A 24,211-nucleotide genomic window follows, 5' to 3' on the forward strand; every position below is an offset into this window, starting at 1 on the left:
GACCGCGGCGTACGCGCGGTGCACAGCCGTCACCGCAGGAACGCGGCGGCGACGCCCGCGTCGACCGGGACGTGCAGGCCCGTGGTGTGCGTCAGCTCCCCGCCGGTCAGCGCGAACACCGCGTTCGCGACATGCTCGGGCAGCACCTCCCGCTTGAGGATGGTCCGCTGGGCGTAGAACTCGCCGAGCTTCTCCTCCTCGATGCCGTAGGTCGCCGCGCGCTGCGCGCCCCAGCCGCCCGCGAAGATCCCCGACCCGCGGACCACCCCGTCGGGATTGACGCCGTTGACCCGGATGCCGTGCTCGCCCAGTTCGGCGGCCAGCAGCCGCACCTGGTGCGCCTGGTCGGCCTTGGTCGCCGAGTAGGCGATGTTGTTGGGTCCGGCGAAGACCGCGTTCTTCGAGGCGATGTAGACGATGTCGCCGCCGAGTCCCTGCCGGGTCATCACCCGCGCCGCCTCGCGCGAGACGAGGAACGAGCCGCGGGCCATGATGTCGTGCTGGAGGTCCCAGTCCTTCGCGGTGGTCTCCAGCAGCGGCCTGGAGATGGAGATGCCCGCGTTGTTGACGACCAGGTCGACGCCGCCGAAGGCCAGCACCGCCGCCTCGAAGGCCTCGGCGATCTGCTCCTCGGACGTCACGTCGACGGTGACGGCGACCGCCTTGTCGGGGCCGCCGAGCTCCTCGGCCACGGCGGCGGCGTTACCGGCGTTCAGGTCGGCGACGACCACACAGGCGCCCTCGGCCACCAGCCGGTGCGCGATCGCCTTGCCGATGCCGCTGCCGGCGCCCGTCACCAGCGCCACGCGCGTCGCGAGCGGCTTGGGCTTCGGCATCCGCTGGAGCTTTGCCTCCTCCAGGGCCCAGTACTCGATGCGGAACTTCTCCGCCTCCTCGATCGGCGCGTACGTGGAGACGGCCTCGGCGCCCCGCATCACGTTGATCGCGTTGACGTAGAACTCGCCCGCCACGCGGGCCGTCTGCTTGTCCTTGCCGAAGGAGAACATGCCGACGCCGGGGACCAGCACGATCGCCGGGTCCGCGCCGCGCATCGCGGGGGAGTCGGGCAGCGCGTGCCGCTCGTAGTAGGCCGCGTACTCCTCGCGGTACCCGGCGTGCAGCTCCTTCAGCCGGGCGACCGCCTCGTCCAGGGGCGCGGTCGGCGGCAGGTCGAGGACGAGCGGCCGGACCTTCGTGCGCAGGAAGTGGTCCGGGCAGGAGGTGCCGAGGGCGGCGAGCCGCGGGTGCTCGGCGCGGGCGAGGAAGTCGAGCACGACGTCCGCGTCGGTGAAGTGGCCGACCTGCGGGCGGTCCTCGGAGGCGATCGCCCGGACGTACGGCGCCAGCGCCGCGGCCCGGTTTCGACGGGCGGCCCCGTCGAGGGCCTCGTAGCCCTCGACCACCGGGCCGAAGGGCTCCGCCGCGCCGCGCTCGGCGAGGAACGTCTCCGCGGTGCGGATGATGTGCAGCGAGTTGCGCTCGCACTCCTCGGCGGTGGCGCCCCAGGCGGTGATGCCGTGGCCCCCGAGGACGCAGCCGATCGCCTGCGGGTTGGCCTCCTTGACCGCCGCGATGTCCAGGCCGAGCTGGAAGCCGGGGCGCCGCCAGGGCACCCACACCACGCTGTCGCCGAAGCACTCGGCGGTCAGCTTCTCGCCGTCGGCCGCGCAGGCGAGCGCGATGCCGGAGTCGGGGTGCAGGTGGTCGACGTGCGGCGCGTCCACCAGGCCGTGCATCGCGGTGTCGATGGACGGGGCGGCGCCGCCCTTGCCGTGCAGGCAGTAGTCGAACGCGGCGACCATCTCGTCCTCGCGCTCGACGCCCGGGTAGACGTCGGTGAGCGCGCGCAGCCGGTCCAGGCGCAGCACCGCGAGACCGGCCTCGGCCAGGGTGCCCAGGTCGCCGCCGGAGCCCTTGACCCACATCAGCTCGACGTCGCCACCGGTCACGGGGTCGGTGTCGGTGCCCTTGGCGGAGGTGTTGCCGCCCGCGTAGTTGGTGTTGCGGGGATCCGCGCCGAGCCGGTGCGACCGGGCCAGCAGAGCGGCGGCTTCGGGATGGGATGCCATGTTCCTGATCCTTCGGAGGTGAGAAGACGTGCCCGGGTGCGCACCCGGGGGAGGGCGCCCTTCAGGGGCGCGGGCGACCGCGCGACCGGGCCGAGGCGGTCCGCGGGTCGTGGGCGACGGTGCGGGGGCTATGCCCCCCAGCCCGCCTGCTGCCCGCCGACCCGCTCGGCGGCGATCCGCTCCGCCCAGCCGGACCGGCGGTAGGCGGCGACCGGGTCGGGGTCGAGCCCGAGCTCCGAGCGCACCTCGGCGAGAAGCGGTCGAACGTCCGTGTTGTAGGCGTCCATGAGCACCGCGTTGGCGGCGAGCACGTCGCCCTCGCGCTGCGCGGCGGCCAGGGCGTCGCGGTCGACGAGGAGGGCCTTCGCCGTGGCCTCCTGGACGTTCATCACCGAGCGGATGATCGCGGGGATCTTCGCCTCGATGTTGTGGCACTGGTCGAGCATGAAGGCGACGTCCGGGCTGAAGCCGCCGCCCCGGATCACCTCGTACATGATCCGGAAGAGCTGGAAGGGGTCGGCGGCGCCCACCATCAGGTCGTCGTCGGCGTAGAACCGGGAGTTGAAGTCGAAGGCTCCGAGCTTCCGCTCGCGCAGCAGCGTGGCGACGATGAACTCGATGTTGGTGCCCGGGGCGTGGTGTCCGGTGTCGACGACGACCTGTGCCTTGGGGCCGAGCTTGAGGCAGTGCGCGTAGGCCGTGCCCCAGTCCGGGACGTCGGTCGCGTAGAAGGCCGGCTCGAAGAACTTGTACTCCAGAAGCATGCGCTGGTCGTCGCCGAGCCGCTCGTAGACCTGGGCGAGGCTCTCGGCGAGCCGGTCCTGGCGCTCACGGATGTCGTCCTGGCCGGGGTAGTTCGTGCCGTCCGCGAACCAGAGCTTCAGATCCTTCGAACCCGTCGCGTCCATGATGTCGACGCACTCGAAGAGGTGGTCGAGGGCCTTGCGGCGCACCGACGCGTCCGGGTGGCAGACCGAGCCGAGCCGGTAGTCGTCGTCCTGGAAGGTGTTGGAATTGATCGCGCCCAGCTTCAGGCCGCGCTCCTGCGCGTGCTTGGCCAGGGCCTCGTAGTCGTCGACCTTGTCCCAGGGGATGTGCAGCGCGACCGTCGGGGCCGCGCCCGTGAACTCGTGCACCTTGGCGGCGTCGTCCAGCTTCTCCTGCGGAGTGCGGGGGACCCCGGGTTGCGCGAACACCTTGAACCGGGTTCCCGAGTTCCCGTACGCCCACGACGGCGTCTCGACGGCCTGGGTCTTGAGCGCGGCCTTCACCGCGGCGAGCTCGGTCACTTCGGGACTCCTACGACTTCGGATCTGAAAGGACTGCTGGGGCGGATCTCTTCGGGTGGGCCCCGGACGGGTCCGGACGGGCTCGTGGGACGGGCTGTGCGAAGAGCGTCTTGCGGTGCTTCCTGAGGGGCTGGTGGGACGGCTACCTGCGACGACTGTCTGAAACGATTCAGAAGGCGAAGCTATGAGCCGTCCGAGGGGCTGTCAACCCCTGCGGCGCAGACCGTTCTCCGTGACTCTGTTGTGACCTTTGACCATCGAAAAATTTCGACACGAACCCATTGACGTGACCTGGGTGACATGCCTAACGTCCCGGCAACCCAATTGAAACCTTTCACGACGCTGTGGGGCCGTCCCGCCGGCGTCGTCGAGGAGCCCCTCATGACCCACCCGTCCGATACGGGTCCGGCCCCCGTGCTGGCGCTCAAGGACATCTCGAAGTCCTTCGGCGCCGTGCGCGCCCTGCGGGACGTGTCCCTGGAACTGTTTCCCGGCGAGGTGCACGCGCTCGCCGGAGAGAACGGCGCGGGCAAGTCGACCCTCATCAAGACACTCGCCGGCGTGCACCGACCGGACGCCGGCCAGGTGCTGCTGGACGGCGAGTCCACCGTCTTCAACGGACCCGCCGACGCCCGCGACGCGGGCATCGCGGTGATCTACCAGGAGCCCACGCTCTTTCCCGACCTGTCGATCGCCGAGAACATCTTCATGGGCCGCCGGCCCCGGCGCGCGCTCGGCCGCATCGACCACAAGGCGACCCACGCCGCGACCCTGGCGCTGATGACGCGCCTCGGAGTCGAACTCGACCCCGACCGCCCCGCCCGCGGCCTGTCCATCGCCGACCAGCAGATCGTCGAGATCGCCAAGGCCCTCTCCTTCGACGCCCGCGTCCTGATCATGGACGAGCCGACCGCCGCCCTCACCGGCAGCGAGGTGGCCCGCCTCTTCGGCGTCGTGCGCACCCTGCGCGACCAGGGCTCGGCGGTGCTGTTCATCTCGCACCGCCTGGAGGAGATCTTCCAGATCTGCGAGCGCGTCACCACCCTGCGCGACGGCGCCTGGATCGCGAGCGAGCCGCTGGACGGCATGACCGAGGACGACCTGGTGCGCCGGATGGTCGGCCGCGACCTCGACGAGCTCTACCCGAAGCAGGACGTCCGGGCCGGCGAGGTCGCCCTGAGCGTGCGCCGGCTGACCCGCGAGGGCGTCTTCACCGACGTCTCCTTCGAGGTGCGGCGTGGCGAGATCGTCGGCCTCGCCGGCCTCGTCGGCGCGGGCCGCACGGAGGTGGCGCGGGCCGTGTTCGGCGTCGACCGCTGGGACGGGGGCGAGGTCGAGGTCGACGGCAGGAAGCTGACCAACGGCGCACCCTCGACGGCCATGGCCGCCGGACTGGCCCTCGTCCCCGAGGACCGGCGCGCCCAGGGCCTCGTGATGGACATGTCCATCGAGCGGAACATCGGCCTGACCGGCCTGCGCAGCACGGTGCGGGCCGGCCTGATGGACCGCGGTGCCGAACGCAGCCGTTCCCTCGACTGGGCCGTCAAGCTCCAGGTGAAGTACGCCAGGATCGCGGACACCGTCTCCACGCTCTCCGGCGGCAACCAGCAGAAGGTCGTCCTCGCCAAGTGGCTCGCCACCGGCCCCAAGGTGCTGATCGTCGACGAGCCGACCCGTGGCATCGACGTCGGCACCAAGGCCGAAGTGCACCGCCTGCTCAGCGAGTTGGCCGCCGACGGGGTGGCCGTCCTGATGATCTCCTCCGATCTGCCCGAGATCCTCGGCATGGCGGACCGCGTGCTGGTGATGCACGAGGGCCGGCTCACCGCCGAGATCCCACGCTCCGAAGCCACCGAGGAAACCGTGATGGCCGCAGCCACCGGGAGGGCCGCATGACGGTGACCGCTCCCAACCCCGCCCCCGCCGCCGAGGTGCCCAGGTCGAGCGGCACCCGGCTGGTCGACCGCGTCTTCAAGATGCGCGAACTGGCCATCCTGGTCGTCTTCCTGGTGATGATCGCCATCACCCAGGCGGGCAACAGCCACTTCCTGTCCGAGCAGGGCATCAAGGACCTGCTCCTGAACGCGACGATCCTCGTCCTGGTCGCCACCGGACAGTCGCTCGTCGTCATCACCCGCAACGTCGACCTGTCCGTCGGCTCGACGCTCGGCATCAGCGCCTTCGCGGCCGGCACCTACCTCCAGGGCGGCGGGAACCCCGTCGTCGCCGTGTTCCTCTCGGTCCTGCTCGGCATCGTCTGCGGACTGGTCAACGGAACGCTCGTCAGCCTCGGCCAGGTACCCGCGCTCGTCGTCACCCTCGGCACGCTCTACATCATCCGCGGCATCGACTCCATCTGGGTCGGCTCCCGGCAGATCACCGCGGCCGACCTGCCCGGCTCCTTCGTCGACTTCGGCTCCGGCGGCATCTCGGCCGTCCCCTACCTCGCGCTGATCGCGCTGGCGGTGCTGCTGGTCACCGCGTACTACCTCAAGCACTTCGGCAGCGGACGCGAGCTCTACGCGCTGGGCTCCAACCCGGAGGCAGCCCGCCTCGCCGGCATCCCCGTCCGCAAGCGCATCCTGACCGCGTACGTGGTGTGCGGAGGCCTCGCCGGACTCGCGGGCGCCCTGTACCTGGCACGCTTCGGCAATGTCGACTCCGGCACCGGGAACGGCTACGAACTCACCGTCGTCAGCGCGGTCGTGGTCGGCGGGGTCGTCTTCACCGGCGGTTCCGGCAGCGTCTACGGCGCCGCGCTCGGCGCCCTGCTGCTCACCTCGATCAACAGCGTGCTGCCCGCCCTCGGCGTCAGCTCCGTCTGGGTGCTCGCCATCAACGGCATCCTGCTCATCCTCGCCATCGCGGTCGACCGGGTCGTCGCGCTGCGCGTGGCCTCCGCACTGAAGAAGAGGAACGCCCGCCATGGCTGACTCGCCCCTCGCGCGCGCCGTCCGCTGGGACACGGTCGTCGGCGCCCTCCTCATCGTCCTGCTGCTGTTCTCCTTCGGCTTCGTCGACGGTTTCGGCAACGCCCTCAACCTGTCGTTCCTGATCGGCAACACGCTGCCCATCGCGCTGATCGCCCTGCCGATGACCCTGCTCGTGGTGGCGGGGGAGATCGACCTGTCGGTCGCCTCCACGGCCGGACTGTCCGGCGCGGTCATGGGAGCCCTGTGGAACCAGGGCATGTCCATCGAGACGATCATCCCGCTGTGCCTGCTCCTGGGCGTGGTGTGCGGCCTGGTCAACGGTCTGCTGGTGACCCGGCTCGGACTGCCCTCCCTCGCCGTCACGATCGGCACGCTCGCCGCCTACCGGGGCGTCGCGCAGATCGTGCTCGGCTCGGACGCCGTCACCGACTTCCCCACGCAGTACCTCGACTTCGCGGCCGGACGCATCGGCGACACGTTCCTCCCGCAGGCGTTCCTGCCCTTCCTGGTGCTGCTGGCCGTCGCCGTGGTCGTCCTGCACGCCACCCCGTTCGGGCGCTCCGCGTTCGCGGTCGGCGCCAACGAGGAGGCCGCACGGTTCGCCGGCGTCCGCGTCAAGCGGCAGAAGCTGATCCTGTTCGTCGCGACCGGCTTCATGGCCTCGCTCACCGGTGTCTTCTGGGCCCTGCACTACGCCAGTGCCCGGTACGACAACGCCACCGGACTCGAACTCTCCGTCGTCGCGGCCGTCCTGCTGGGCGGCATCGACTTCGACGGCGGCAAGGGCACGCTCGGCGGCGCGATCGCCGGCGTCTTCCTCCTCGGCGCCCTGCAGAACGTGATGAGCCTCCTGAACGTCTCCGCGCAGTCGCAGATCGTCGTCACCGGCGTCCTGCTCGTCGTCTCCGTGCTCGGCCCCCGGGTCGCACGGCAGATCTCCGTGGCACGGGCGGGCCGCAGGGCGGCCACGACACAGACGTAGCCGCCCCGCCCCCGCCCGCTCCACCCGCTCACGACTCACCCACCCGCTCACGACGTACCCGCACGTTCCCGGCGCACCAGCCGGACCGGCCGCCCGACGGCCGCCGGCCGTCCCCGGCCGGTCGCGCCGACGCGGCGGGGCCGCACACCCGGACAGTCCCGCGCCCCGTCGGGGGCGCACCCCCTCCCTCCCGAAAAGGACCCGCCATGCGCAAGTCGTCGATCCGTCGCAGCTGCGCGGCCCTCGCCGCCGTCACCTCGCTCGCCCTGGCCGTCACCGCCTGCGGTGGCACCACCAAGAACGACGTCAAGGACTCCGGCGGCTCGGCCGCCACCGCGGGCAAGGCCGACCCGAACGCGGCCACCAAGAAGGGCCTGACCGTCGGCTTCCTGCCCAAGCAGGTCAACAACCCGTACTTCACCTCCGCGGACAAGGGCGGCGAGAAGGCGCTCGAGGAACTCGGCTCCAGCTACAAGGAGGTCGGCCCGAGCAGCGCCACCGACACCAGCAGCCAGGTCAGCTACGTCAACACGCTCACCCAGCAGCAGGTGGACGCGATGGCCGTGTCCGCGCAGGACCCGGGCGCCCTGTGCACGGCGCTCAAGCAGGCGATGACGAACAAGATCAAGGTCGTCACCTACGACTCGGACACCAAGACCGAGTGCCGCAACGCCTTCGTCTCGCAGGCCAGCGCAGAGGACCTGGGCCGCACCGAGGTGCAGCTGCTCGCCGAGCAGATCGACTACAAGGGCGAGATCGCGATCCTGTCCGCCGCGCAGACCGCGACGAACCAGAACACCTGGATCGACTTCATGAAGGACGAGCTGAAGGACCCCAAGTACAAGGACATCAAGCTGGTCAAGGTCGCCTACGGCAACGACGACGCCCAGCAGTCCTTCCAGCAGACCCAGGGCCTTCTCCAGGAGCACCCCAACCTCAAGGGGATCATCTCCCCGACCACGGTCGGCATCAAGGCCGCGGCGCAGTACCTGTCCGGCTCGAAGTACAAGGGCAAGGTCAAGCTGACCGGCCTCGGCACCCCGAACGACATGCGCAAGTACGTCAAGAACGGCACCGTCGACGCCTTCGAGCTGTGGGACCCGGCGAAGCTCGGCGAGCTCGCCGCCCGCACGGCCGTGGCCCTGTCCTCCGGGCAGATCACCGGCAAGGAGGGCGAGACCTTCAAGGCCGGCGACATGGGCACCTTCACCATCGGCAAGGACGGCGTGATCAACCTGGGCAAGCCGACCGTGTTCGACGCCAAGAACATCGACCAGTTCGACTTCTGATTCCCAAGGGGTGCTGATGCAACGCGTGTGCTTCCTGCTGAAGGTCAGGGCGGATCGCCTCGACGAGTACCGCGAGCGGCACGCCGCCGTATGGCCCGAGATGTGCGAGGCGCTCTCGGCCACCGGCTGGCACAACTACTCGCTCTTCCTGCGCGAGGACGGCCTGCTCGTCGGCTACCTGGAGACCGAGGACTTCGCCGCGGCCCAGGCGGGCATGGAGGCCACCGACGTCAACGCCCGCTGGCAGGCGGAGATGGCGCCGTTCTTCGAATCGCTGGACGGCGCCCGACCCGACGAGGCCATGAAACCGCTCACCGAAGTCTTCCACCTCGCCTGAGCAGGACCCCTCGTATGAGACGACGCACTCCGCCCACGACGGCCCGCACGGACGGCCCGCGGTCCTTCGGGCGCACCGGCCGGACACCGCCGTACGGTGGCACAGGGTCCGACACCCACGCCGAGGCCGTCGCCGACGGGACAGCCGTCGCCGACGGCATGGCGGTCTTGCGGGACGCACGGGACGCACCCCTCTTCCCGGTCCTCCGGGAGAGGTCCGGCGGGACGACGCCCTCGTCACCGCGTCGCGGCACCGCACGGCGTCGGCGTCGGCCTGTCCGCATGACCACTGGTTCCGGCCCGTGCGCGGGTAATGTGAGGGCCTGCCCGCCGCTTCTCGTTTCCCTGGAGGTTTCCGCCTGATGGCCCAGTCGGTGGGTATCAAGGACGTCGCCCGTGCCGCCGGAGTCTCCGTCGGCACGGTCTCGAACGTGATCAACCGCCCCGACACGGTCGCCTCCGAGACCCGGGCGCGGGTCCTGTCCGCCATAGACCGGCTCGGCTATGTGCGCAGCGAGTCCGCCCGTCAGCTGCGGGCCGGGCGCAGCCGGATCATGGGCCTGCTCGTCCTGGACATGGGCAACCCGTTCTTCGTCGACGTCGCGCGCGGCGCGGAGCGCGCCGCGCGCGACGCGGGGCTCGGCGTGATGGTCTGCAACAGCGCGCAGAGCGCCGGCGAGGAGGCCGACTACCTGTCACTCTTCGCCGAGCAGCGGGTGCGCGGAGTGCTGCTGACGCCGACCGACGCGAGCGGGCGCAACATCGAGGCGTTCCGCCGCAACGGCATCCCGTTCGTGCTCGTCGACCGGGTCGCCGACGGCACCACCGAGTGCTCCGTCTCGGTGGACGACGTCGCGGGCGGCGCCCTGGCGGTACGGCACCTCGTGGACGCCGGCCACCGGTCCATCGCCTATGTGAGCGGCCCGCCCGGACTCAACCAGGTGCGGGACCGCCGCACGGGCGCCCTGAACGCGCTGGCGGAGGCGGGACTGGGCCCCGACTGTCTGCGCGAGCTGCCCACCGAACGCCTCGACGTGTCCGCGGGCCGCGACGCCGGCGCCCGGCTCCTCGGCCTCGCCGAGCGGCCCACCGCCGTCTTCTGCGCCAACGACCTGCTCGCCCTCGGCGTCCTCCAGGCCATGTACGCGGCGGGCGTCGGCGTGCCCGACGACCTCGCCATCGTCGGCTACGACGACATCGAGTTCGCCGCCGCCGCTGCCGTACCGCTGACGTCGGTGCGCCAGCCCGCCGTGACCATGGGCGCGCTCGCCGCCGAGCTGCTCCTGGAGGAGATCGAGACGGAGACCGCTCCGCATGAGCACCGCCGTGTGGTCCTCCAGCCGGAGCTGGTCGTGCGCCGCTCCAGCCTCTCGGCGCGCTGAGCGGCCGTTCAGTTGCCGGGCTGCCGCCGGGCGGCGGCCGCGACGGTGCGGGCTGAGCGGCTGTTCAGTAGATTTTCTTGATCCCCGGGCCCCACCGCCGCAGGAACATGTGCTCAACTGGGACACGGCCTGGAATCCGTACGTCTCGGGAGCCCTGTTGTCCGTCAGCTACCGTCAGCCCGGTGTGGTCCTCACCGACCACCGCTTCGCCGTGCCCCTCGACCACGACGACCCGACGGGGGAGAGCATCGAGCTCTTCGCCCGCGAGGTCGTCGCGAGCGACAAGGCGCACCAGGACCTCCCCTGGCTGGTCTACCTCCAGGGCGGGCCCGGCTTCGGCGCCAACCGTTTCATCGGCAAGCAGGCGTGGCTCGGCCGCGCGCTGCAGGAGTTCCGGGTGCTGCTGCTGGACCAGCGCGGCACCGGTCACTCCACGCCCGCCAACCGGCAGACCCTCCCGCTGCGCGGCGGCCCCCGCGAGCAGGCCGGCTACCTCGCGCACTTCCGCGCCGACTCCATCGTCCGCGACTGCGAGGCCATCCGGCCCCGGCTCACCGGCGGCGCCCCGTGGACCGTCCTCGGCCAGAGCTTCGGCGGCTTCTGCACGGTCCACTACCTGTCCGCCGCCCCGGAGGGGCTGAGCACCGCCCTCATCACCGGCGGCCTGCCCTCCCTGGAGGCGCACGCGGACGACGTGTACCGGGCGGCGTACCCGCGCATCGAGCGCAAGGTCGCCGCGCACTACGCGCGCTACCCGCAGGACGTCGAGCGGGCGCGCCGGATCGCGGAGTACCTGCTCCAGCACGAACCGGTCCTGAACGGCGGCTACCGCCTGACCGTCGAGGCCTTCCAGTCGCTCGGCATCCTGCTCGGCGGCAGCGAGGGCAGCCACCGTCTGCACTACCTGCTGGAGGAGGCCTTCGTCCGCACCCCGCAGGGCCCGGCGCTCTCCGACGCCTTCCAGGAGGACGTCCAGAGCCTGCTGTCGTACGCCGGACACCCCCTGTACGCGCTCGTCCACGAGGCCTGTTACGCCCAGGGCGACCGGCCCACCGCCTGGTCCGCCGAGCGGGTGCGCACCGAGTTCCCGCAGTTCGACGCGGCCAAGGCCCTCACGGACGACGGCCCGGTGCTGTTCACCGGGGAGTCCGTGCACCCCTGGACGTTCGAGGCCGACCCGGCCCTGCGGCCGCTGCGCGAGACCGCCGAGGAACTGGCCGCCCGCACCGACTGGCCGGCGCTGTACGACCCGGCCCGCCTCGCCGCGAACGAGGTGCCGGTCGCCGCGGCCGTCTACCACGACGACATGTACGTCGACGCCGAGCACTCCCTGCGCACGGCGCGCGACGTCCGGGGCGTGCGGACCTGGGTGACGGACGAGTTCGAGCACGACGGTGTGCGCGCGGGCGGGTCGCGCGTCCTGGACCGGCTGCTGGCGCTCGCGCGCGACGAGGTCTGAGATTCCCCGGTCCCCCCTAGAATTCTGACGGACTGTCAGAAGTCGTCGGAGTTCCGAGGGGGCACGGTGATCGACACCACGCGCACGGACATCCCGGAGGGCGAGGAGCGGCTGCGCCTCGACGTCGAGGACGACGGCATCGGCGTCCTCACCCTCTGCCGCCCGGCGAAGCTGAACGCGTGGAGCTGGGAATCCACCCGTCAGCTGGGCCTGTTCGCCGACCGGATCCGCTTCGACGAGTCGATCCGGGTGGTCCTGCTGCGGGCCGAGGGGCGGGCCTTCTGCGCGGGCATCGACGTCACGGCGCCGGGCGGGGCGATCACCGGCCGCACCGGCGCCGAGCGGTTCCGCAACTACTACGAGGGCATCCGCTGGGCGCACGAACGGTTCGCGGCCTTCGCCCGCCTGCCGCAGCCGGTCGTCGCGGCCGTCCACGGCCACTGCCTCGGGTTCGGCTTCGAACTCGCCCTCATGGCGGACGTCCGTGTCGCCGCCGACGACACGGTGTTCGCCCTGCCCGAGACCCGGCTCGGCGTCGCGGTCGACGCGGGCGGAGACCTGCGGATCGCGCGCGAGGCCGGAGCGGGGTGGGCGAAACTCCTCGCGCTGACGGGACGCCGGATCGACGCGGTCACGGCCGAACGCCTCCGTCTCGTCCAGCTCGTCACCGCGCCCGACGAGACGGAGGCGACCGCCCGCGGCCTCGCGGCGGAGATCGCGGCGAACGCGCCGCTCGCCGTGCAGGGCGTGAAGCACGACATCGACGCGTACACCGACGCCGGGCTCGGCGCGGCCCTCGACCGCGCCGCCGTCTCGGCGGCGCTCACGCTCACGTCCGAGGACGCCCGGGAGGGATACGCGGCGAAGGGCGCGCGCCGCACGGTCCGCTTCGAGGGGAAGTGACCGTCCGGGACCTGGGGTTCAACCGGTGAAGGGCCCCCGCCCCAACTGGTCCCGCAGCGGTACCACCGGCGGGCTGACCAGCTCCCGGCGCTGCCAGTTCGCGCCGTCCACCACCAGGGTGTGGCCCGTGATGAACCGGGCGTAGGGGGACGCGAGGAAGGTCGCCGCCCAGCCGAGCTCCCTCGGCGCGCCGACCCGGAGTGCCGGCTGGCGCGCGTCGTGCGCGCCGGCCCGGTCCAGCGGCCCGCGGATGTCCCCGGTCATGTCCGCGTGCGGCATGAGCCCCGGGACCAGCCCGTTGACCTGGATCCCGTACGGCCCCCACTCCACGGCCAGCGTCCGGACCAGGGCGCTCACACCGGCCTTGGCCGCGGCGCTGTGCGCGAAGCCGGGGCCGCCCGTCCAGGCGTACGACGCACCGACGTCGACGACCGAGCCCGGTGTGCCCGCGGCGAGATGGCGGCGGCCGAACTCCCGCGTCACGAGGAACGTGCCGGTGAGGGTGATGTCGAGGACCGCCCGCCACGCGTTGGGCGACATGTCCTCGGCGGGCACGGGGAAGTTGGCCGCGGCGTTGTTGACCAGCACATCGGGCAGGCCGCACCGGTCGAACACCTCGGCGACGCGACCCGCGTCCCGGATGTCGCACACGGCGGTCGTCACCCGTGCGCCGAGCGCCGTCAGCTCCTCGCGCGCGGACCGCAGATGTTCCTCGCCGCGGCTGACGACCACCAGGTCGGCGCCCAGTCGCGCGAACTCGGCGGCGATCGCCTTGCCCAGGCCCGTGCCGCCTCCGGTGACCAGGACCAGGGAGCCGTCGTACGTGCCCGGGGGCAGCGCGCTCGCACCGAGCGGCGGAGGGGCGGGCAGGCCGGGGAGGCAGGTGTCGTCCATGGCCGTCTCGATACCGCCTGCGCCGCCAGATCTCCAGAGACAGGGAACGCCTTCCGGCCGGACCGGGGTCCGCTCGGCACCCGTCACGGTGCGCGGAGCACGGGCGGTGGCGCGTCCGGCCCCGTGACGGCACGCCGCGGCCGGGCGGACGCGTGGTCCGGATGAGGGCGTCGCCCCAGTTCAGGGCGGTCCGATCGGCTCAGTACGCTGGGTGCATGCGAGAAGACAGGGGAGCGGCCCCCGGGCGGCGGCTGGAACTGCTGAAGGCCGACTGCGACGAGTGCTTCGGGCTGTGCTGCGTCGCCCTGCCGTTCTCACGCTCCGCGGACTTCGCCCTGGACAAGGACGCGGGCAGACCCTGCCCGAACCTGAAGACGGACTTCCGCTGCGGCATCCACACGCGGCTGCGCCAGGAGGGCTTCACCGGCTGCACGGTGTACGACTGCTTCGGCGCGGGCCAGAAGGTCTCCCAGGTCACGTTCGGCGGCCAGGACTGGCGCTCGGGCTCCGCGGCGCACGCCCGGCAGATGTTCGACGTGTTCCCGGTCGTCCGGCAGCTCCACGAACTCCTGTGGTACCTGACCGAGTCCCTGACGCTCCCCGCCGCCCGGCCGGTCCACGCGGACGCGCGCCGCGCGCTCGACGAGACGGAGCGGCTCACCCGCCTGAGCCCGCAGGAGCTGGCCGACCTCGACGTGGGCGCCCACCGCCAGGAGGTCAACGTGCTTCTGCTGCGGGTCAGCGAGCTCGCCCGCGCCGGAGTGGGCCGGGGCCGGAAGAAGGACCGCCGCGGTGCCGACCTGATGGGCGCCCGCCTCAAGGGCGCGGACCTGAGGGGCGCCGACCTGCGCGGTGCGTACCTCATCGCCGCCGATCTGGCCGGCGCCGATCTGCGCGGCGCAGACCTGATCGGCGCCGACCTGCGGGACACCGATCTCACGGACGCCGATCTGACCGGCGCGTTCTTCCTGACCCAGCCGCAGCTGAACGCGGCCCGCGGCAGCGCGGGCACCAGGCTTCCGGAGTCAGTCACCCGCCCGGGCCACTGGACCGCCCGCGGCTGAGGCCTCCCGCCGGACCGGAGCACGTCGCTCCAGTCGCAGCCGCAGCCCCTGCGGCATCAGCGTCAGCCGCTCCGCGACCCGCAGCCGGTACCCGGGGTCGGGCAGCAGCTCGTAGCGGCGCAGCAGCAGTCCGAGGACCAGCGTCGCCTCGTGCAGGGCAAACTGACGGCCGATGCAGGCCCGCGCCCCGGTGCCGAACGGTTTGAAGGTGTGCGCGGGCCGGGCCCGCACCGCCTTCGCGTCGAAGCGGTCGGGGTCGAACTGCTCGGCGTCGGCACCCCACACGTCGGGGTCGCGGTGCAGCATCGCCGTCAGGACCAGCGTCCAGGCGCCCTGCCGCATCGGATGGACGTCACCGAGCAGGGTGTCCTGCCGGGCCTCGCGCGCGAAGGCGGGTGCCGTCGGCCACAGGCGCAGTGCCTCGTCCAGGACGCGGCGCACGTAGCGCAGCTTGGCCACCTGGTCGTAGCCGGGCCGGTCCGTGTCGCCCCAGACGCGGTCGACCTCGGCACGGGCGCGCGCCGCGACCCGCGGGTGCAGCGCGAGGTAGTGCAGGGCGAAGGACAGCGCGCCCGACGTGGTCTCGTGTCCCGCGACCAGGAAGGTGATGACCTGCCGGCGGATGTTCTCCGGCGCCAGCCGTTCACCGGTCTCGGGGTGGGCGGTGTCCAGCATCCGGTCGAGCAGGTCGCCGTCACCGCCGCCGGAGCGACGGGCCGCGACGACCGCGTCCACCGTGCGGTTGAGATACGCGATGTCCGCCTCGTTGCGGCGTGCGGCGCCGCGCAGCAGCAGGGGAGCCAGGGGGCCGGGGATGCTGTTGAGCCGCTGCGCGTACGTCAGGGTGCCCACCATGGCGTTCACGAAGGGGTGCGGCCGGGAGCGCTCGAAGGAGCCGAAGTCGTGGCCGAAGCCGGTCCGGGCGATCGTCTCCAGGGTCAGCTTCGTCATGTCGCCCGGCACGTCCACCGCACGCCCCGCCGCCTGCTCCCGGTCCCAGTGGTCCGTCAGCCGCCCGGTGACGTCCAGCATCATCGGGTGGTAGCCCTCCATGGCGTCGCGGCTGAAGCCGGGGGCGAGGACGTCGTGCGCCAGCTGCCAGTTGGGCTCGTGGTTGTAGGCGGTGAACAGACCGTCCCCGGCCACCGGGCGCAGGTTCGCGACGCCCAGACCCACGTGCTTGGCGAACCGTGCCTCGTCCGCCAGGTCGGCGGCGAGGTCCGCTCCCCAGACGAAGACGATCTCCTTGCCGAAGATCTTGCGCCGGAAGATCGGCCCGAGCAGGTGTCCGAAGCGCATGGAGTCCTGGACCGGGGAGCGCGGGCTCACGCCCAGCACGTCGCCGGCCAGCGGGACACGGCGCGGCGGGTGCGGGATGCGGTGCAGCTCCGGCCAGCCCAGCTCAGCGCTGCGGAACCCCCTGGGCAGCGCGTCCTCCGTCGTCCGAGCCATCAGCCATCTCCCTTGTGCCTGGGACGGGTTGAGTCTGTTGTACGTGGGTTCAATAGCGGAATTCAGTCTGGTCCCGTTGTTGAACCGACGTCAAGTACAGTGCGGGCATGGCGGGGAAACAGGGGGAACGCGCACGGCGGCGGCTCAGCACCGAGGAGCGTCGTGAGCAGCTCCTGTCCGTCGGGGCGTGCCTGTTCTCGGAGAGCCCGTACGACGACGTGTGGATCGAGCAGGTCGCGGAGATCGCCGGCGTGTCGCGCGGACTGCTGTACCACTACTTCCCGACGAAGCGGGACTTCTTCGCCGCCGTCGTCGAGCGTGAGAGCGGCCGGATGCTGCGGATGACCGCGGCCGTGCCGGGGGTTCCGGTGCGCGAGCAGCTCGGCGCGGGCCTCGACACCTTCCTCGGCTACGTGGAGGAGCACGCGCACGGCTTCCGCGCCTTCCACCGTGCCGACGCGGCGGGCGACCAGGCGGTGCGCAGGGTCTACCGGCAGGCGCTGGCCGCGCAGGAGCGGCAGATCCTGGAGGCGCTCGCCGCCGACCCGGAGCTCGGCCGGCTGGCCGAGGAGCGCCCCGAACTCCGGATCGCCGTCCGCGGGTGGCTGGCCTTCACCACGGCCGTGTGCCTGGAGTGGCTGAGGGGTGCGGATCTGACCCGGGCGCAGGTGCGCGACCTGTGCGCGCGGGCGCTGCTCGGCGCCATCGATCTCTGAGGCGGTACGGCCCTCACGGGACAGCGCCCGGACAGGGGCGGTCCACGAACGGTGAGGCGTGGTTGGCGTACGCCCGGATCTTCGATAGGTTAGGCAAGCCTTACCTAAGGAGGAATTGATGGGTGACCGTCACGCCTGGACGGCCGCGCCCAGCGCGGCGGAATGTGCCCGGTCGATGCTCGCCGCGGCCTGGTCCTGCACGGTGACCGCGCACGGCGGCCGCGAGGAGTTCGTCGGCGCGCACACCGTCGCCGCGGACGGCCGGGTGCTCCTGCACGTACCGGAGGACAGCGCACTCCTCGCCGCCGCGGTCTGCGCGCCGCGCGGCGAGCCGTCCGCCGTCCTGGAGTTCGCCGACGCCGCGCCCGTACCGCTGCGCAACCGCATCCGCGCCCGGCTGTGGCTCGCCGGATGGTGCGTCCCCGAGGACGGGCAGCCGGCCTTCCGGCCGACGCGCGCCGTGCTGCGCCGCCCGTCCGGGACGGTCGTGCTCGACCTCGACGAGTTCGCCGACGCCCGCCCCGACCCCCTCGCCACCGCCGAGGCCCGGCTGCTCACCCACCTCGCCGAGGCCCACCCGGACGCGGTCGAGCGGCTGACCCGGCTGGTCGAGCCGGACAGCCTGCACGGCGCGGTGCGCGTCCAGCCGCTCGCCGTCGACCGGCACGGACTGACCCTGCGCATCGAGCGGGCGCGCGGCAACGGCGACGTACGCCTGCCCTTCCACGCACCCGCCGACGACGTGTCCGAGCTCACCGAACGCATGCACGTCCTGCTCACACAGGCGAGCTCGGCCTCCTGCCCGCGCCCCCTACAGCGGCAGCGCGCAGACGGCGACCGGTGAGGCGAACGGCTCGCCCGCGAGCCGCAGTGCGCCGTCCGCGGCGTCGACCTGGAACACGCTGACGGTGCCCGACCGCTGGTTCGCCGCGAACAGCAGCCGACCGTCCGGGGAGAACGCGATGTGGCGCGGGAAGTCCCCGCCCACCGGCACCGTGTCCAGCATCCTCAGCCGGCCGCCGTCCGCCTCGACGGCGTAGCGCGTCAGGCTGTTGTGGCCGCGGTTGGCGAGATACGCGTACGCCCCGTTCGCCGTCACCAGGATCTGGGCCGGGTAACTCGTGCCCTCGCCCGTGCCCGTGGACTGCGGATCGCCCACCGTGAGCCGCCCGGTGGACGGGTCGTAGTCGCAGACCGCGACGGTGTTGTCGACCTCGTTGGCCAGATAGGCGTGACGGCCGTCGGGGTGGAAGGTGAGATGGCGCGGGCCCGCGCCCGGCCGTGTGTGTGCCTGCGACACCTCGGTGAGCGTGCCTTTCGACCGGTCCAGCCGGTAGGTGTAGACCGTGTCGGTGCCGAGGTCGACGGCGAGCACGTGGTCGCCGTCCGGTCCGGTGATGAACTGGTGCGCGTGCGGGCCCTGTTGGCCCGGCCCGGGGGCCGGGCTGGAGTGCGTGACCAGGTCGGTGCGCTCACCGAGCGCGCCCGAGGCGTCGATCGGGTGCACGGCCACGCTGCCCGACTGGTAGTTCGCGCTCAGCAGCCAGCGCCCGCTCGGATGTACGGACAGGTGGCAGGGGCCCGCACCGCCGGTGGAGCGCGTGCCGAGCACCGAGGGTTTCTGGCCGCCGGCGCGCAGCCGTACGGCCGTCACGCCGCCGTCCTCGCGTTCGTCGACCGCGTACAGCGTGCGGCCGTCGGGGTGCGGTGCGAGGTACGACGGATCGCCGACGCCGGTGACGGTGCCGGCGCCGGTGACACGGCCCGTCGTCGGGTCGTAGGAGGCGATGCCGATCCCGGTGCCCCCGCCGTCGACCGAGGTGTAGGTGCCGAGGAACAGCGGGCGCGGACCGGGGCGGGAGCCGTGCGAGGGGGAGCGTGAGGCGGTCGGCGCGGGTGCGGCCGGAGCCGGCGCCGCGCCGGTCGTCCCTGTCCCGGGGGCGGCCGGCGCCGGCACCGTCGTCACGGCGGCGGCTCCCGCGAGCACGCCCACGAAGCGGCGCCTGGTCCAGCCGCCGCCCTGGCCCGGGGACGGTCGCGCGTCACTGCTCATGCCTGCACCTCAGGTGTCGATTGCCTCGGCCGTGACAGCCACCTTGGCGTGCGGCACCCTTCGCATGCAAGACCGGCAATGAGCGTTGCGTACTGCGCAACGCGCGGCCGTCCCTTGCGGCGTCTACCAGTCGCCGTCCTCGACCGGCTTGCCCGGCGCGTCCCCGAGCGGCTTGATCTGGTGCGGCGAGGGCTGCTGCCAGGGCTCGTGGTCGTCGCCCAGCCACTCGCCCACCGGCTGCACCGAACCCAGCGCGTCCGTCGGGGCCAGGTCCGAAGCGTCCTGGTCGTAGTAGTCGAACCAGGGGAGCCCCGCGCGCGTGTAGGCGGCGCGGTCGACGGGGGACGTCGGGGCCGCCTCGCCGGTGATCCGGCGCCACTCGGGCGGCGTCACGAGGTGGACGAAGACGCGCCCCGCCGGTTCCTCGGCCCAGGCCTTGAGCGGCCGGTCGTCACGGTAGACCTCCTGGCGCATCGAGCCGCCGACGCCGAGCCCCATCGCCGGGGCGCTCCGCGCACGCCCCGCCGGGGCCGCCGCGGGGGCGGGGGCCGCGCCCGGCGCCGCCGGTGCGGCCATCGGGTAGGCGGCGCCGTACGCACCGCCGGGCGGCGGCGGCATGAAGCTGCGCTCCTGGGCCCGGCGGCGCTCCTCCTCGCGCCACGCCGCCAGCTCCGCGTCATTGAGCGGGAAGGACTGGAGCTGGACGCCGCCCCACACCTCCTCGCCGGTGACCTGTCCCTCGACCGTGGCCCCCAGACCCAGCGGCACCGCCACGAACTGGCGGACCGTGCCCTTGCCGGAATTGATGCCGTCCAGCCACGGCTGGCGGGGCAGTACGACGTAGTTCTGCGGCTTCCGCGTGAGGCGGGAGCTCCACTTCTTGCCCGAGACCGCGCACACCTTGCCGACGCCGACCTGCAACGCCGCGGGCTCCGACGAGCCGGCGAAATTCAGCCACATCGCCTCGCGCAGATACACCGGCAGCATCACTCCGCCGCGTGACCGCCATGCGCCGGGCACGGTGTCCGCATAGTCCTCGACGCGGCGCACCGGGAACTCGCCGAGCCCCGGCGGCAGGGCATGCGTGCCGGTCTCGGGCAGTCGCAGGGTCCGCATGAACCGCACCTGCACCCCGCCCGGCAGTCGCAGCGTGTTCCCGTCGATCCGTACGGCTTCCTCGGTCATTCGACCGCCCCCTCCTCGTCGTACCGCTCCGCCGCCGGAGCGCCCCGGCGTCGTCACGCTGTCCTCAGCTAGAACGTCCGGAAGCAGGGGGGCGGTTCCGCTTGCGGCGCAGCCGCGGCGGCACGCGCAGCCGCTGCCGCAGCCGAGTGAGCCGGGGGCGGCGCTCACGCTGTTCGCGTGCGCAGCGGTCCAGCTCCTCCAGGAGCCTGCGGGTGCGGTGCTCGGTGTCCAGCTCGTCGATGAGGCGGTTGACCTCGGCCAGGAGCGCGCCGCGCAGCTGCCAGTGGCGGGCATCCCGCTGGACCTCCTCCAGGAACAGCTGCGCCAGCTTGTCCCGGGTGGAGGCGGCCGTGGTCAGCTCGGCGCTCAGCCGCTCCTCGGCGGACGCGGCACTGCGGCTCACATCGCTGGTCACCAGCACGGCGAAGCTGACGACGGCGTCGGCGACCTCGGCCAGCAACTGCTCCAGGACGGCTCCCGCCTGCGGCTCGAACAGCGGCTCCGGTTCACGCTCCTTGGCGAGGTCGGTGAGGCTGCGCGCGATGACCCGCAGGACCACGGTGCAGATCTCCAGGGTGTCCAGACCGGTGCGCAGCACGACCCGGTGCAGCAGTCCCTCCCGCACGCGCGGATTGAGCTTGAGGCTGTCCTCGGCCTGCCGCAGCGCCGCGTCCACCCCGCCGATGTCGTGATCGAGGCGGCGCGCCTCGTGCAGCCGCTCGGCGGCCAGCCGGAAGGGGGTGCGGCCCGCCGCCTGCTCGCCGACACGCAGCATCAGCTGCCGCATCCGGCGCGCGAGGTCCTCGATGGACTCGCCGGCCGCGCCGACCCACACCGGGGGCGGGAAGACGAGGTTGGCGCCGAGCCCCACGACGGCGCCGATCAGCGTCTCGACGACGCGGGCCCACGCGGTGTCGCCCACTCTGGTGACGCCGAGGACCAGCATCGCGCTGATCGCCACCTCGGGCACGAACTCGCTGACCCGGACGAGGTGTCCGGCGATCAGCGAGGCGAGGATGATCAGGCCCAGGCTCCACCAGGTCAGCCCCACCAGGCTGCTGAAGCCGATCGCGATGACGACGCCCGCCACCACGGAGTTCACCCGACGGACGCCGGTGGTGATCGTGGAGTACAGGGTCACCTGGACGACCAGCAGCGCGGTGAGGGGCGCGGTGAGCGGCGCGGGCTCGGGACTGAGGTGCACGGCCACGACGTACGCGATGGTCGCCGCGGCGGTCGACCGCAAGGTCTGCAGGACCACCGGCTCCCGTCGCCGCTTCACCATCCGGGCGACGCCGGCCGCCCACTCACCCTGTACCTCTCGCATCTCTGGCCTGTTCCCGTTCCACCGGTGGGCCGAACGTCCTCATTGCGGACCGAACCTGTCCGCAATCGAGCCTAGGTTGGTGTCATCAGCCGGAGGGACCAGGAGGGGACCGGAATGACCAACGTCCAGGGCGTCGAACTGCTCGCGCGGGCACACACCTACCTGCGGGAGGTCGCCGCGGCCGTGCCGGACGGCGGCTGGGGAGCGCCCACGCCGTGCAGCGAGTGGACGGCCCGGCAGGTCCTCAATCACGCGCGGCTCGACCAGCAGGCCTACGGCGCCGCGATCACCGGCGCCGGCCGGCCGGAGTCGGACCCCTTCCAGCCCGTCGACGGGCTGACGGCCGACGCGCAGGCGGAACTGGACAAGGTCCTGCGCGGGGTCGCGGACGCCTACGCGCAGCTGCCCGCCGACGCCGCGGAGGTGCCGACCCCGCTGGGACCGCTGCCGCTGCCCCTGGCCGCCGCGGCGGCCGCCATGGACGCGGCCGTGCACGCCTGGGACATCGCCGTCGCCACCGGGCAGGACGCTCCGCTGGACGAGGAGGTGGCCGACGGCATCTGGCTCGCCGCGCGGCGGCTCGTCGACCACCTGCGCGACTCGTTCGGGGTGTTCGCCCCCGCGCGCGAGGTGCCCGAGGGCTCCGGCCGGGCCGAGGCCCTGCTCGCCTTCCTGGGCCGGGACCCGCACTGGACGCCCGCCGCGTCCTGAGATCGCGGCGGCCCGGGAGGGACGTCCCGGGCCGCCGCGGCCGCCGACTTCCGTGGCGTGCTCCCGTGGCCCCGGCTTCCGTGAGCGAGCCCTCGCAGCCGTCGGCTTCCGTGGCGCGCTCCCACGCCCCGGGCCCGGTGTCGCGGCGCGTCATCACCTGTCACGGCATACGGGAAACGCGTTTCACCCTTTTGTATACGTGAATGCGTCGTCCTACCCTGGGGGCATGGCTGGAGCACCGGAGGCGCACTCGGGGTGGACCTTCCTCACCAACCATGCGCGCGTGCTCGCCGCGATCGCCGAGAACCCCCGGACCCGTATCCGCGACATGGCCGCCCGCTGCCGGCTCACCGAGCGTGCCGTCCAGAAGATCATTTCCGATCTGGTGCAGGAGGGGTATCTCTCCCGCACCCGTGTGGGACGCTCCAATATCTACCGCATCGAACCGGGGACCATCCTGCGTCACCCCGCGGACGCGGGCCTGAGCGTGACCGATCTGCTCGCCCTGCTGGCCCGGCACGACGCGCACCGCGGCGACGGGACGACGGGAGCGCAGACCGCCGAGTGAGGGCGCGTCAGCCCGTGACCCGGTCCAGGAACGCCGACAGGTTGTGCACGGTGCGGGCGATCTGCTCCGGAACCGTGAGGGTCTCCTCCAGGCGGGTCCCCGACGGCGGGAGCCGCTTGCCGCGCACGTAGAGGGAGCAGGCCAGGTCGGTGCAGATGTAGACGCCGACCGAATTGCCCTCGCGGCCCGCCGCGCCGGCCTTGCGGGCCGTCATCAGCGAGACGCCGCCGCCCGGATGGGTCGTCAGGCACAGCGAGCACATGCTGCGGTGCAGGAATCCGTGCCGTGAGGCGGGGCGGCGCAGCGCGATGCCGACGAGAGCCCCGTCCCGCTCGGTGACGAGGTGGCTGCGGTCGGGCGCCCCGGGATCTCGCCAGCCCAGGAAGTCCAGGTCGTCCCAGGGGAGTTCGTCGAGGTTCCGCGGAGTGGCGAGGCGCTTCGCCTCCCCCTTGGAGCAGTTGACGAACGAGGTGCGGATGTCGTGCTCGGTGAGTGATCTCATGGGGGAGGCCTTCCGGGGCGGAAACACAACCTAGGGGTACTAGGTAGAGCCCTAAGCTACCTAGTCGCGCGGGGGAGAACCAATGCATTTCGAGAACGGCCGCTCACCGCAGGAACGGGCCCTGCGCCATGTCGCGGCCCGTTCGAGCGGCCCGGCCGTCGACCCGGCGCTGCGGGTGACCCTGAACTTCCACCCGGACCGGCTCGTGGGCGGCGTCCCGGTCCTCGCCGCGATGGCCCGGGACGGCTCGTACCGCTCGCAGTTCGTGACCGGCACCAGCAACGGCGGCCTGACCGCGCACCCGGGCGGCGACCGGTGGCTCTGGGAGAGCAGGATCTTCGACCGCGCCTACGACACCGCGGCCCCGCGGGAGCGCCCGGTCTACGGCGGGCTGAACTTCCGCCGCCAACTGGTCGGCGCCTCGCCCCGGTTCGGCTCCTCGCACTTCCGGATGACCGGCGAAGCACTGCGCCGCGCCACCTTCTGCTACCCCGACAGTGCGGCCGAACCGGCGGCGTTCGGTGTGGCGGCCGGCATGAACCTCGTCGAACTGGCCGAGGCGGACAGCCGTGACGCGCTCGACGACTACATCGAGGCCCATGTGCACGGTCAGGTCCTGCTGGACCGGGACATGGAGGCACTCGTCCTCGACGCCTCCTTCCGGGGCACCCCCGTCGAGGCGGCCGCCCGGCGGCTGCCGTGCCCGGTCGAGTTCCACCCCGGATACCGGCTCACCGTCGAGGAACTGCGGCGCCACCCCGGCTTCCGCGGCCCGGAGTTCGTCGAACTGGGCGCGCGCATCGCCGAGGACGGACGACTCGATCCGCGGATCATCGGCGACGCCGCCCGCTCGGGCCGCCACGAGGCGCAGGACCTGAAGAAGGTGTGGCACTGCCTCGCCCGCTTCGGTGCGCCGGAGGGCGCGGGCACGGCGGTGGACGGCCGTGCGCCGGTTGTCGGGGCGCCGGGTGTGCGGTCGGCCGGCCCCGCGCAGGCGAGCGCGCCGGAGGGTTCCGGCGACCGGCGCTGACGACGGGCGACACCGCCGTGGCCCGGTGCGAGGCGTCGGACCGGCCCCGGAGAAAGGGGTTTCAGGC

At 72.5% G+C, this 24,211-nt stretch carries 22 protein-coding genes; 14 read left to right on the forward strand and 8 right to left on the reverse strand.

Annotated features, from left to right (window positions below):
* Window positions 1-29: 29 nt before the first annotated feature.
* Window positions 30-2,069, reverse strand: coding sequence for a bifunctional aldolase/short-chain dehydrogenase (locus ACSYGO_RS39060; protein WP_460389523.1), 2,040 nt, complete (start codon window positions 2,067-2,069; stop codon window positions 30-32).
* A 128-nt stretch (window positions 2,070-2,197) separates the two neighbouring features.
* The gene (gene rhaI, locus ACSYGO_RS39065) at window positions 2,198-3,358 is read right to left on the reverse strand and encodes an L-rhamnose isomerase (protein WP_435223770.1); all 1,161 of its coding nucleotides are present in this window, start codon (window positions 3,356-3,358) and stop codon (window positions 2,198-2,200) included.
* A gap of 381 nt (window positions 3,359-3,739) precedes the next feature.
* Between rhaI and ACSYGO_RS39070 the strand changes: the two genes are divergently transcribed.
* The 8 genes from ACSYGO_RS39070 to ACSYGO_RS39105 all read left to right on the forward strand — a co-directional run bounded on the left by ACSYGO_RS39070 (window position 3,740) and on the right by ACSYGO_RS39105 (window position 12,642).
* Window positions 3,740-5,254 (forward strand): sugar ABC transporter ATP-binding protein, encoded by a 1,515-nt coding sequence (locus tag ACSYGO_RS39070; protein ID WP_435223772.1) that lies wholly within the window; start codon window positions 3,740-3,742, stop codon window positions 5,252-5,254.
* A complete protein-coding gene (locus ACSYGO_RS39075) occupies window positions 5,251-6,291 on the forward strand; it encodes an ABC transporter permease (RefSeq protein WP_426676698.1) in 1,041 nt (346 codons plus the stop codon). Before ACSYGO_RS39070 ends, ACSYGO_RS39075 begins: the two co-directional genes overlap by 4 nt.
* Entirely contained in the window at window positions 6,284-7,273 is a 990-nt protein-coding gene (locus ACSYGO_RS39080) for an ABC transporter permease (RefSeq protein ID WP_028798687.1), read from the forward strand. Before ACSYGO_RS39075 ends, ACSYGO_RS39080 begins: the two co-directional genes overlap by 8 nt.
* A gap of 206 nt (window positions 7,274-7,479) precedes the next feature.
* Window positions 7,480-8,562 (forward strand): rhamnose ABC transporter substrate-binding protein, encoded by a 1,083-nt coding sequence (gene rhaS / locus ACSYGO_RS39085; RefSeq protein WP_426676697.1) that lies wholly within the window; start codon window positions 7,480-7,482, stop codon window positions 8,560-8,562.
* A 16-nt stretch (window positions 8,563-8,578) separates the two neighbouring features.
* Entirely contained in the window at window positions 8,579-8,899 is a 321-nt protein-coding gene (locus ACSYGO_RS39090) for an L-rhamnose mutarotase (RefSeq protein WP_345656825.1), read from the forward strand.
* 361 nt (window positions 8,900-9,260) lie between these two features.
* Complete coding sequence (locus ACSYGO_RS39095) at window positions 9,261-10,280, forward strand: LacI family DNA-binding transcriptional regulator (RefSeq protein WP_432188834.1); 1,020 nt, start codon at window positions 9,261-9,263, stop codon at window positions 10,278-10,280.
* A 157-nt stretch (window positions 10,281-10,437) separates the two neighbouring features.
* The gene (locus ACSYGO_RS39100; RefSeq protein ID WP_426676918.1) at window positions 10,438-11,739 is read left to right on the forward strand and encodes an alpha/beta fold hydrolase; all 1,302 of its coding nucleotides are present in this window, start codon (window positions 10,438-10,440) and stop codon (window positions 11,737-11,739) included.
* A gap of 66 nt (window positions 11,740-11,805) precedes the next feature.
* Window positions 11,806-12,642 (forward strand): enoyl-CoA hydratase/isomerase family protein, encoded by an 837-nt coding sequence (locus ACSYGO_RS39105; protein WP_432177042.1) that lies wholly within the window; start codon window positions 11,806-11,808, stop codon window positions 12,640-12,642.
* 18 nt (window positions 12,643-12,660) lie between these two features.
* Here the strand turns inward: ACSYGO_RS39105 and ACSYGO_RS39110 are convergent, their stop codons facing one another.
* A complete protein-coding gene (locus ACSYGO_RS39110) occupies window positions 12,661-13,536 on the reverse strand; it encodes an SDR family oxidoreductase (RefSeq protein WP_460389524.1) in 876 nt (291 codons plus the stop codon).
* Between the two features lie 215 nt (window positions 13,537-13,751).
* Here ACSYGO_RS39110 and ACSYGO_RS39115 point away from each other — a divergent pair, with 215 nt between their 5' ends.
* Window positions 13,752-14,600, forward strand: coding sequence for a pentapeptide repeat-containing protein (locus ACSYGO_RS39115; RefSeq protein WP_432177041.1), 849 nt, complete (start codon window positions 13,752-13,754; stop codon window positions 14,598-14,600).
* Here the strand turns inward: ACSYGO_RS39115 and ACSYGO_RS39120 are convergent.
* On the reverse strand, window positions 14,562-16,052 hold the full coding sequence (locus tag ACSYGO_RS39120; RefSeq protein ID WP_426676692.1) for a cytochrome P450: 1,491 nt from the start codon (window positions 16,050-16,052) through the stop codon (window positions 14,562-14,564). The genes ACSYGO_RS39115 and ACSYGO_RS39120 overlap by 39 nt on opposite strands.
* A gap of 107 nt (window positions 16,053-16,159) precedes the next feature.
* On the opposite strand from ACSYGO_RS39120, the gene ACSYGO_RS39125 reads away from it, so the two are divergent.
* Both ACSYGO_RS39125 and ACSYGO_RS39130 read left to right on the forward strand, forming a co-directional pair.
* Window positions 16,160-16,768 (forward strand): TetR/AcrR family transcriptional regulator, encoded by a 609-nt coding sequence (locus ACSYGO_RS39125; protein WP_426676691.1) that lies wholly within the window; start codon window positions 16,160-16,162, stop codon window positions 16,766-16,768.
* A 118-nt stretch (window positions 16,769-16,886) separates the two neighbouring features.
* Window positions 16,887-17,612, forward strand: coding sequence for a DUF2470 domain-containing protein (locus tag ACSYGO_RS39130; protein ID WP_426676690.1), 726 nt, complete (start codon window positions 16,887-16,889; stop codon window positions 17,610-17,612).
* Here ACSYGO_RS39130 and ACSYGO_RS39135 read toward each other — a convergent pair.
* The 3 genes from ACSYGO_RS39135 to ACSYGO_RS39145 form a co-directional block, all read right to left on the reverse strand.
* Window positions 17,580-18,821 (reverse strand): lactonase family protein, encoded by a 1,242-nt coding sequence (locus tag ACSYGO_RS39135; protein WP_426676689.1) that lies wholly within the window; start codon window positions 18,819-18,821, stop codon window positions 17,580-17,582. The two genes, ACSYGO_RS39130 and ACSYGO_RS39135, sit on opposite strands and share 33 nt — an antisense overlap.
* Window positions 18,822-18,944: 123 nt before the next feature.
* Window positions 18,945-20,006 (reverse strand): hypothetical protein, encoded by a 1,062-nt coding sequence (locus tag ACSYGO_RS39140; protein ID WP_460389525.1) that lies wholly within the window; start codon window positions 20,004-20,006, stop codon window positions 18,945-18,947.
* A 64-nt stretch (window positions 20,007-20,070) separates the two neighbouring features.
* Entirely contained in the window at window positions 20,071-21,333 is a 1,263-nt protein-coding gene (locus ACSYGO_RS39145) for an FUSC family protein (RefSeq protein ID WP_426676687.1), read from the reverse strand.
* A gap of 114 nt (window positions 21,334-21,447) precedes the next feature.
* Here ACSYGO_RS39145 and ACSYGO_RS39150 point away from each other — a divergent pair, with 114 nt between their 5' ends.
* Complete coding sequence (locus ACSYGO_RS39150; protein ID WP_432177036.1) at window positions 21,448-22,044, forward strand: TIGR03086 family metal-binding protein; 597 nt, start codon at window positions 21,448-21,450, stop codon at window positions 22,042-22,044.
* Between the two features lie 226 nt (window positions 22,045-22,270).
* On the forward strand, window positions 22,271-22,612 hold the full coding sequence (locus tag ACSYGO_RS39155; RefSeq protein ID WP_426676685.1) for a helix-turn-helix transcriptional regulator: 342 nt from the start codon (window positions 22,271-22,273) through the stop codon (window positions 22,610-22,612).
* A 7-nt stretch (window positions 22,613-22,619) separates the two neighbouring features.
* On the opposite strand, the gene ACSYGO_RS39160 is transcribed toward ACSYGO_RS39155, so the two are convergent.
* Window positions 22,620-23,114, reverse strand: a complete 495-nt coding sequence (locus ACSYGO_RS39160) for an FBP domain-containing protein (protein ID WP_426676684.1) — start codon at window positions 23,112-23,114, stop codon at window positions 22,620-22,622.
* A gap of 82 nt (window positions 23,115-23,196) precedes the next feature.
* Here ACSYGO_RS39160 and ACSYGO_RS39165 point away from each other — a divergent pair, with 82 nt between their 5' ends.
* Window positions 23,197-24,144, forward strand: a complete 948-nt coding sequence (locus ACSYGO_RS39165; protein ID WP_460389526.1) for a DUF3626 domain-containing protein — start codon at window positions 23,197-23,199, stop codon at window positions 24,142-24,144.
* Window positions 24,145-24,211: the final 67 nt, after the last annotated feature.

Source organism: Streptomyces krungchingensis, assembly GCF_054729265.1.

Excerpts from the sequence above, each read along its gene's own strand:
- ACSYGO_RS39095 (WP_432188834.1), top strand. The coding sequence starts at position 9,261 with ATGGCCCAGTCGGTGGGTATCAAGGACGTCGCCCGTGCCGCCGGAGTC.
- ACSYGO_RS39160 (WP_426676684.1), bottom strand. The coding sequence starts at position 23,114 with ATGAGATCACTCACCGAGCACGACATCCGCACCTCGTTCGTCAACTGC.
- ACSYGO_RS39120 (WP_426676692.1), bottom strand. The coding sequence starts at position 16,052 with ATGGCTCGGACGACGGAGGACGCGCTGCCCAGGGGGTTCCGCAGCGCT.
- ACSYGO_RS39165 (WP_460389526.1), top strand. The coding sequence starts at position 23,197 with ATGCATTTCGAGAACGGCCGCTCACCGCAGGAACGGGCCCTGCGCCAT.
- ACSYGO_RS39060 (WP_460389523.1), bottom strand. The coding sequence starts at position 2,069 with ATGGCATCCCATCCCGAAGCCGCCGCTCTGCTGGCCCGGTCGCACCGG.
- ACSYGO_RS39070 (WP_435223772.1), top strand. The coding sequence starts at position 3,740 with ATGACCCACCCGTCCGATACGGGTCCGGCCCCCGTGCTGGCGCTCAAG.
- ACSYGO_RS39155 (WP_426676685.1), top strand. The coding sequence starts at position 22,271 with ATGGCTGGAGCACCGGAGGCGCACTCGGGGTGGACCTTCCTCACCAAC.
- ACSYGO_RS39075 (WP_426676698.1), top strand. The coding sequence starts at position 5,251 with ATGACGGTGACCGCTCCCAACCCCGCCCCCGCCGCCGAGGTGCCCAGG.
- ACSYGO_RS39140 (WP_460389525.1), bottom strand. The coding sequence starts at position 20,006 with ATGACCGAGGAAGCCGTACGGATCGACGGGAACACGCTGCGACTGCCG.
- ACSYGO_RS39130 (WP_426676690.1), top strand. The coding sequence starts at position 16,887 with ATGGGTGACCGTCACGCCTGGACGGCCGCGCCCAGCGCGGCGGAATGT.
- ACSYGO_RS39145 (WP_426676687.1), bottom strand. The coding sequence starts at position 21,333 with ATGCGAGAGGTACAGGGTGAGTGGGCGGCCGGCGTCGCCCGGATGGTG.
- ACSYGO_RS39110 (WP_460389524.1), bottom strand. The coding sequence starts at position 13,536 with ATGGACGACACCTGCCTCCCCGGCCTGCCCGCCCCTCCGCCGCTCGGT.
- ACSYGO_RS39115 (WP_432177041.1), top strand. The coding sequence starts at position 13,752 with ATGCGAGAAGACAGGGGAGCGGCCCCCGGGCGGCGGCTGGAACTGCTG.
- ACSYGO_RS39135 (WP_426676689.1), bottom strand. The coding sequence starts at position 18,821 with ATGAGCAGTGACGCGCGACCGTCCCCGGGCCAGGGCGGCGGCTGGACC.
- rhaS (WP_426676697.1), top strand. The coding sequence starts at position 7,480 with ATGCGCAAGTCGTCGATCCGTCGCAGCTGCGCGGCCCTCGCCGCCGTC.
- ACSYGO_RS39090 (WP_345656825.1), top strand. The coding sequence starts at position 8,579 with ATGCAACGCGTGTGCTTCCTGCTGAAGGTCAGGGCGGATCGCCTCGAC.
- ACSYGO_RS39125 (WP_426676691.1), top strand. The coding sequence starts at position 16,160 with ATGGCGGGGAAACAGGGGGAACGCGCACGGCGGCGGCTCAGCACCGAG.
- ACSYGO_RS39080 (WP_028798687.1), top strand. The coding sequence starts at position 6,284 with ATGGCTGACTCGCCCCTCGCGCGCGCCGTCCGCTGGGACACGGTCGTC.
- ACSYGO_RS39150 (WP_432177036.1), top strand. The coding sequence starts at position 21,448 with ATGACCAACGTCCAGGGCGTCGAACTGCTCGCGCGGGCACACACCTAC.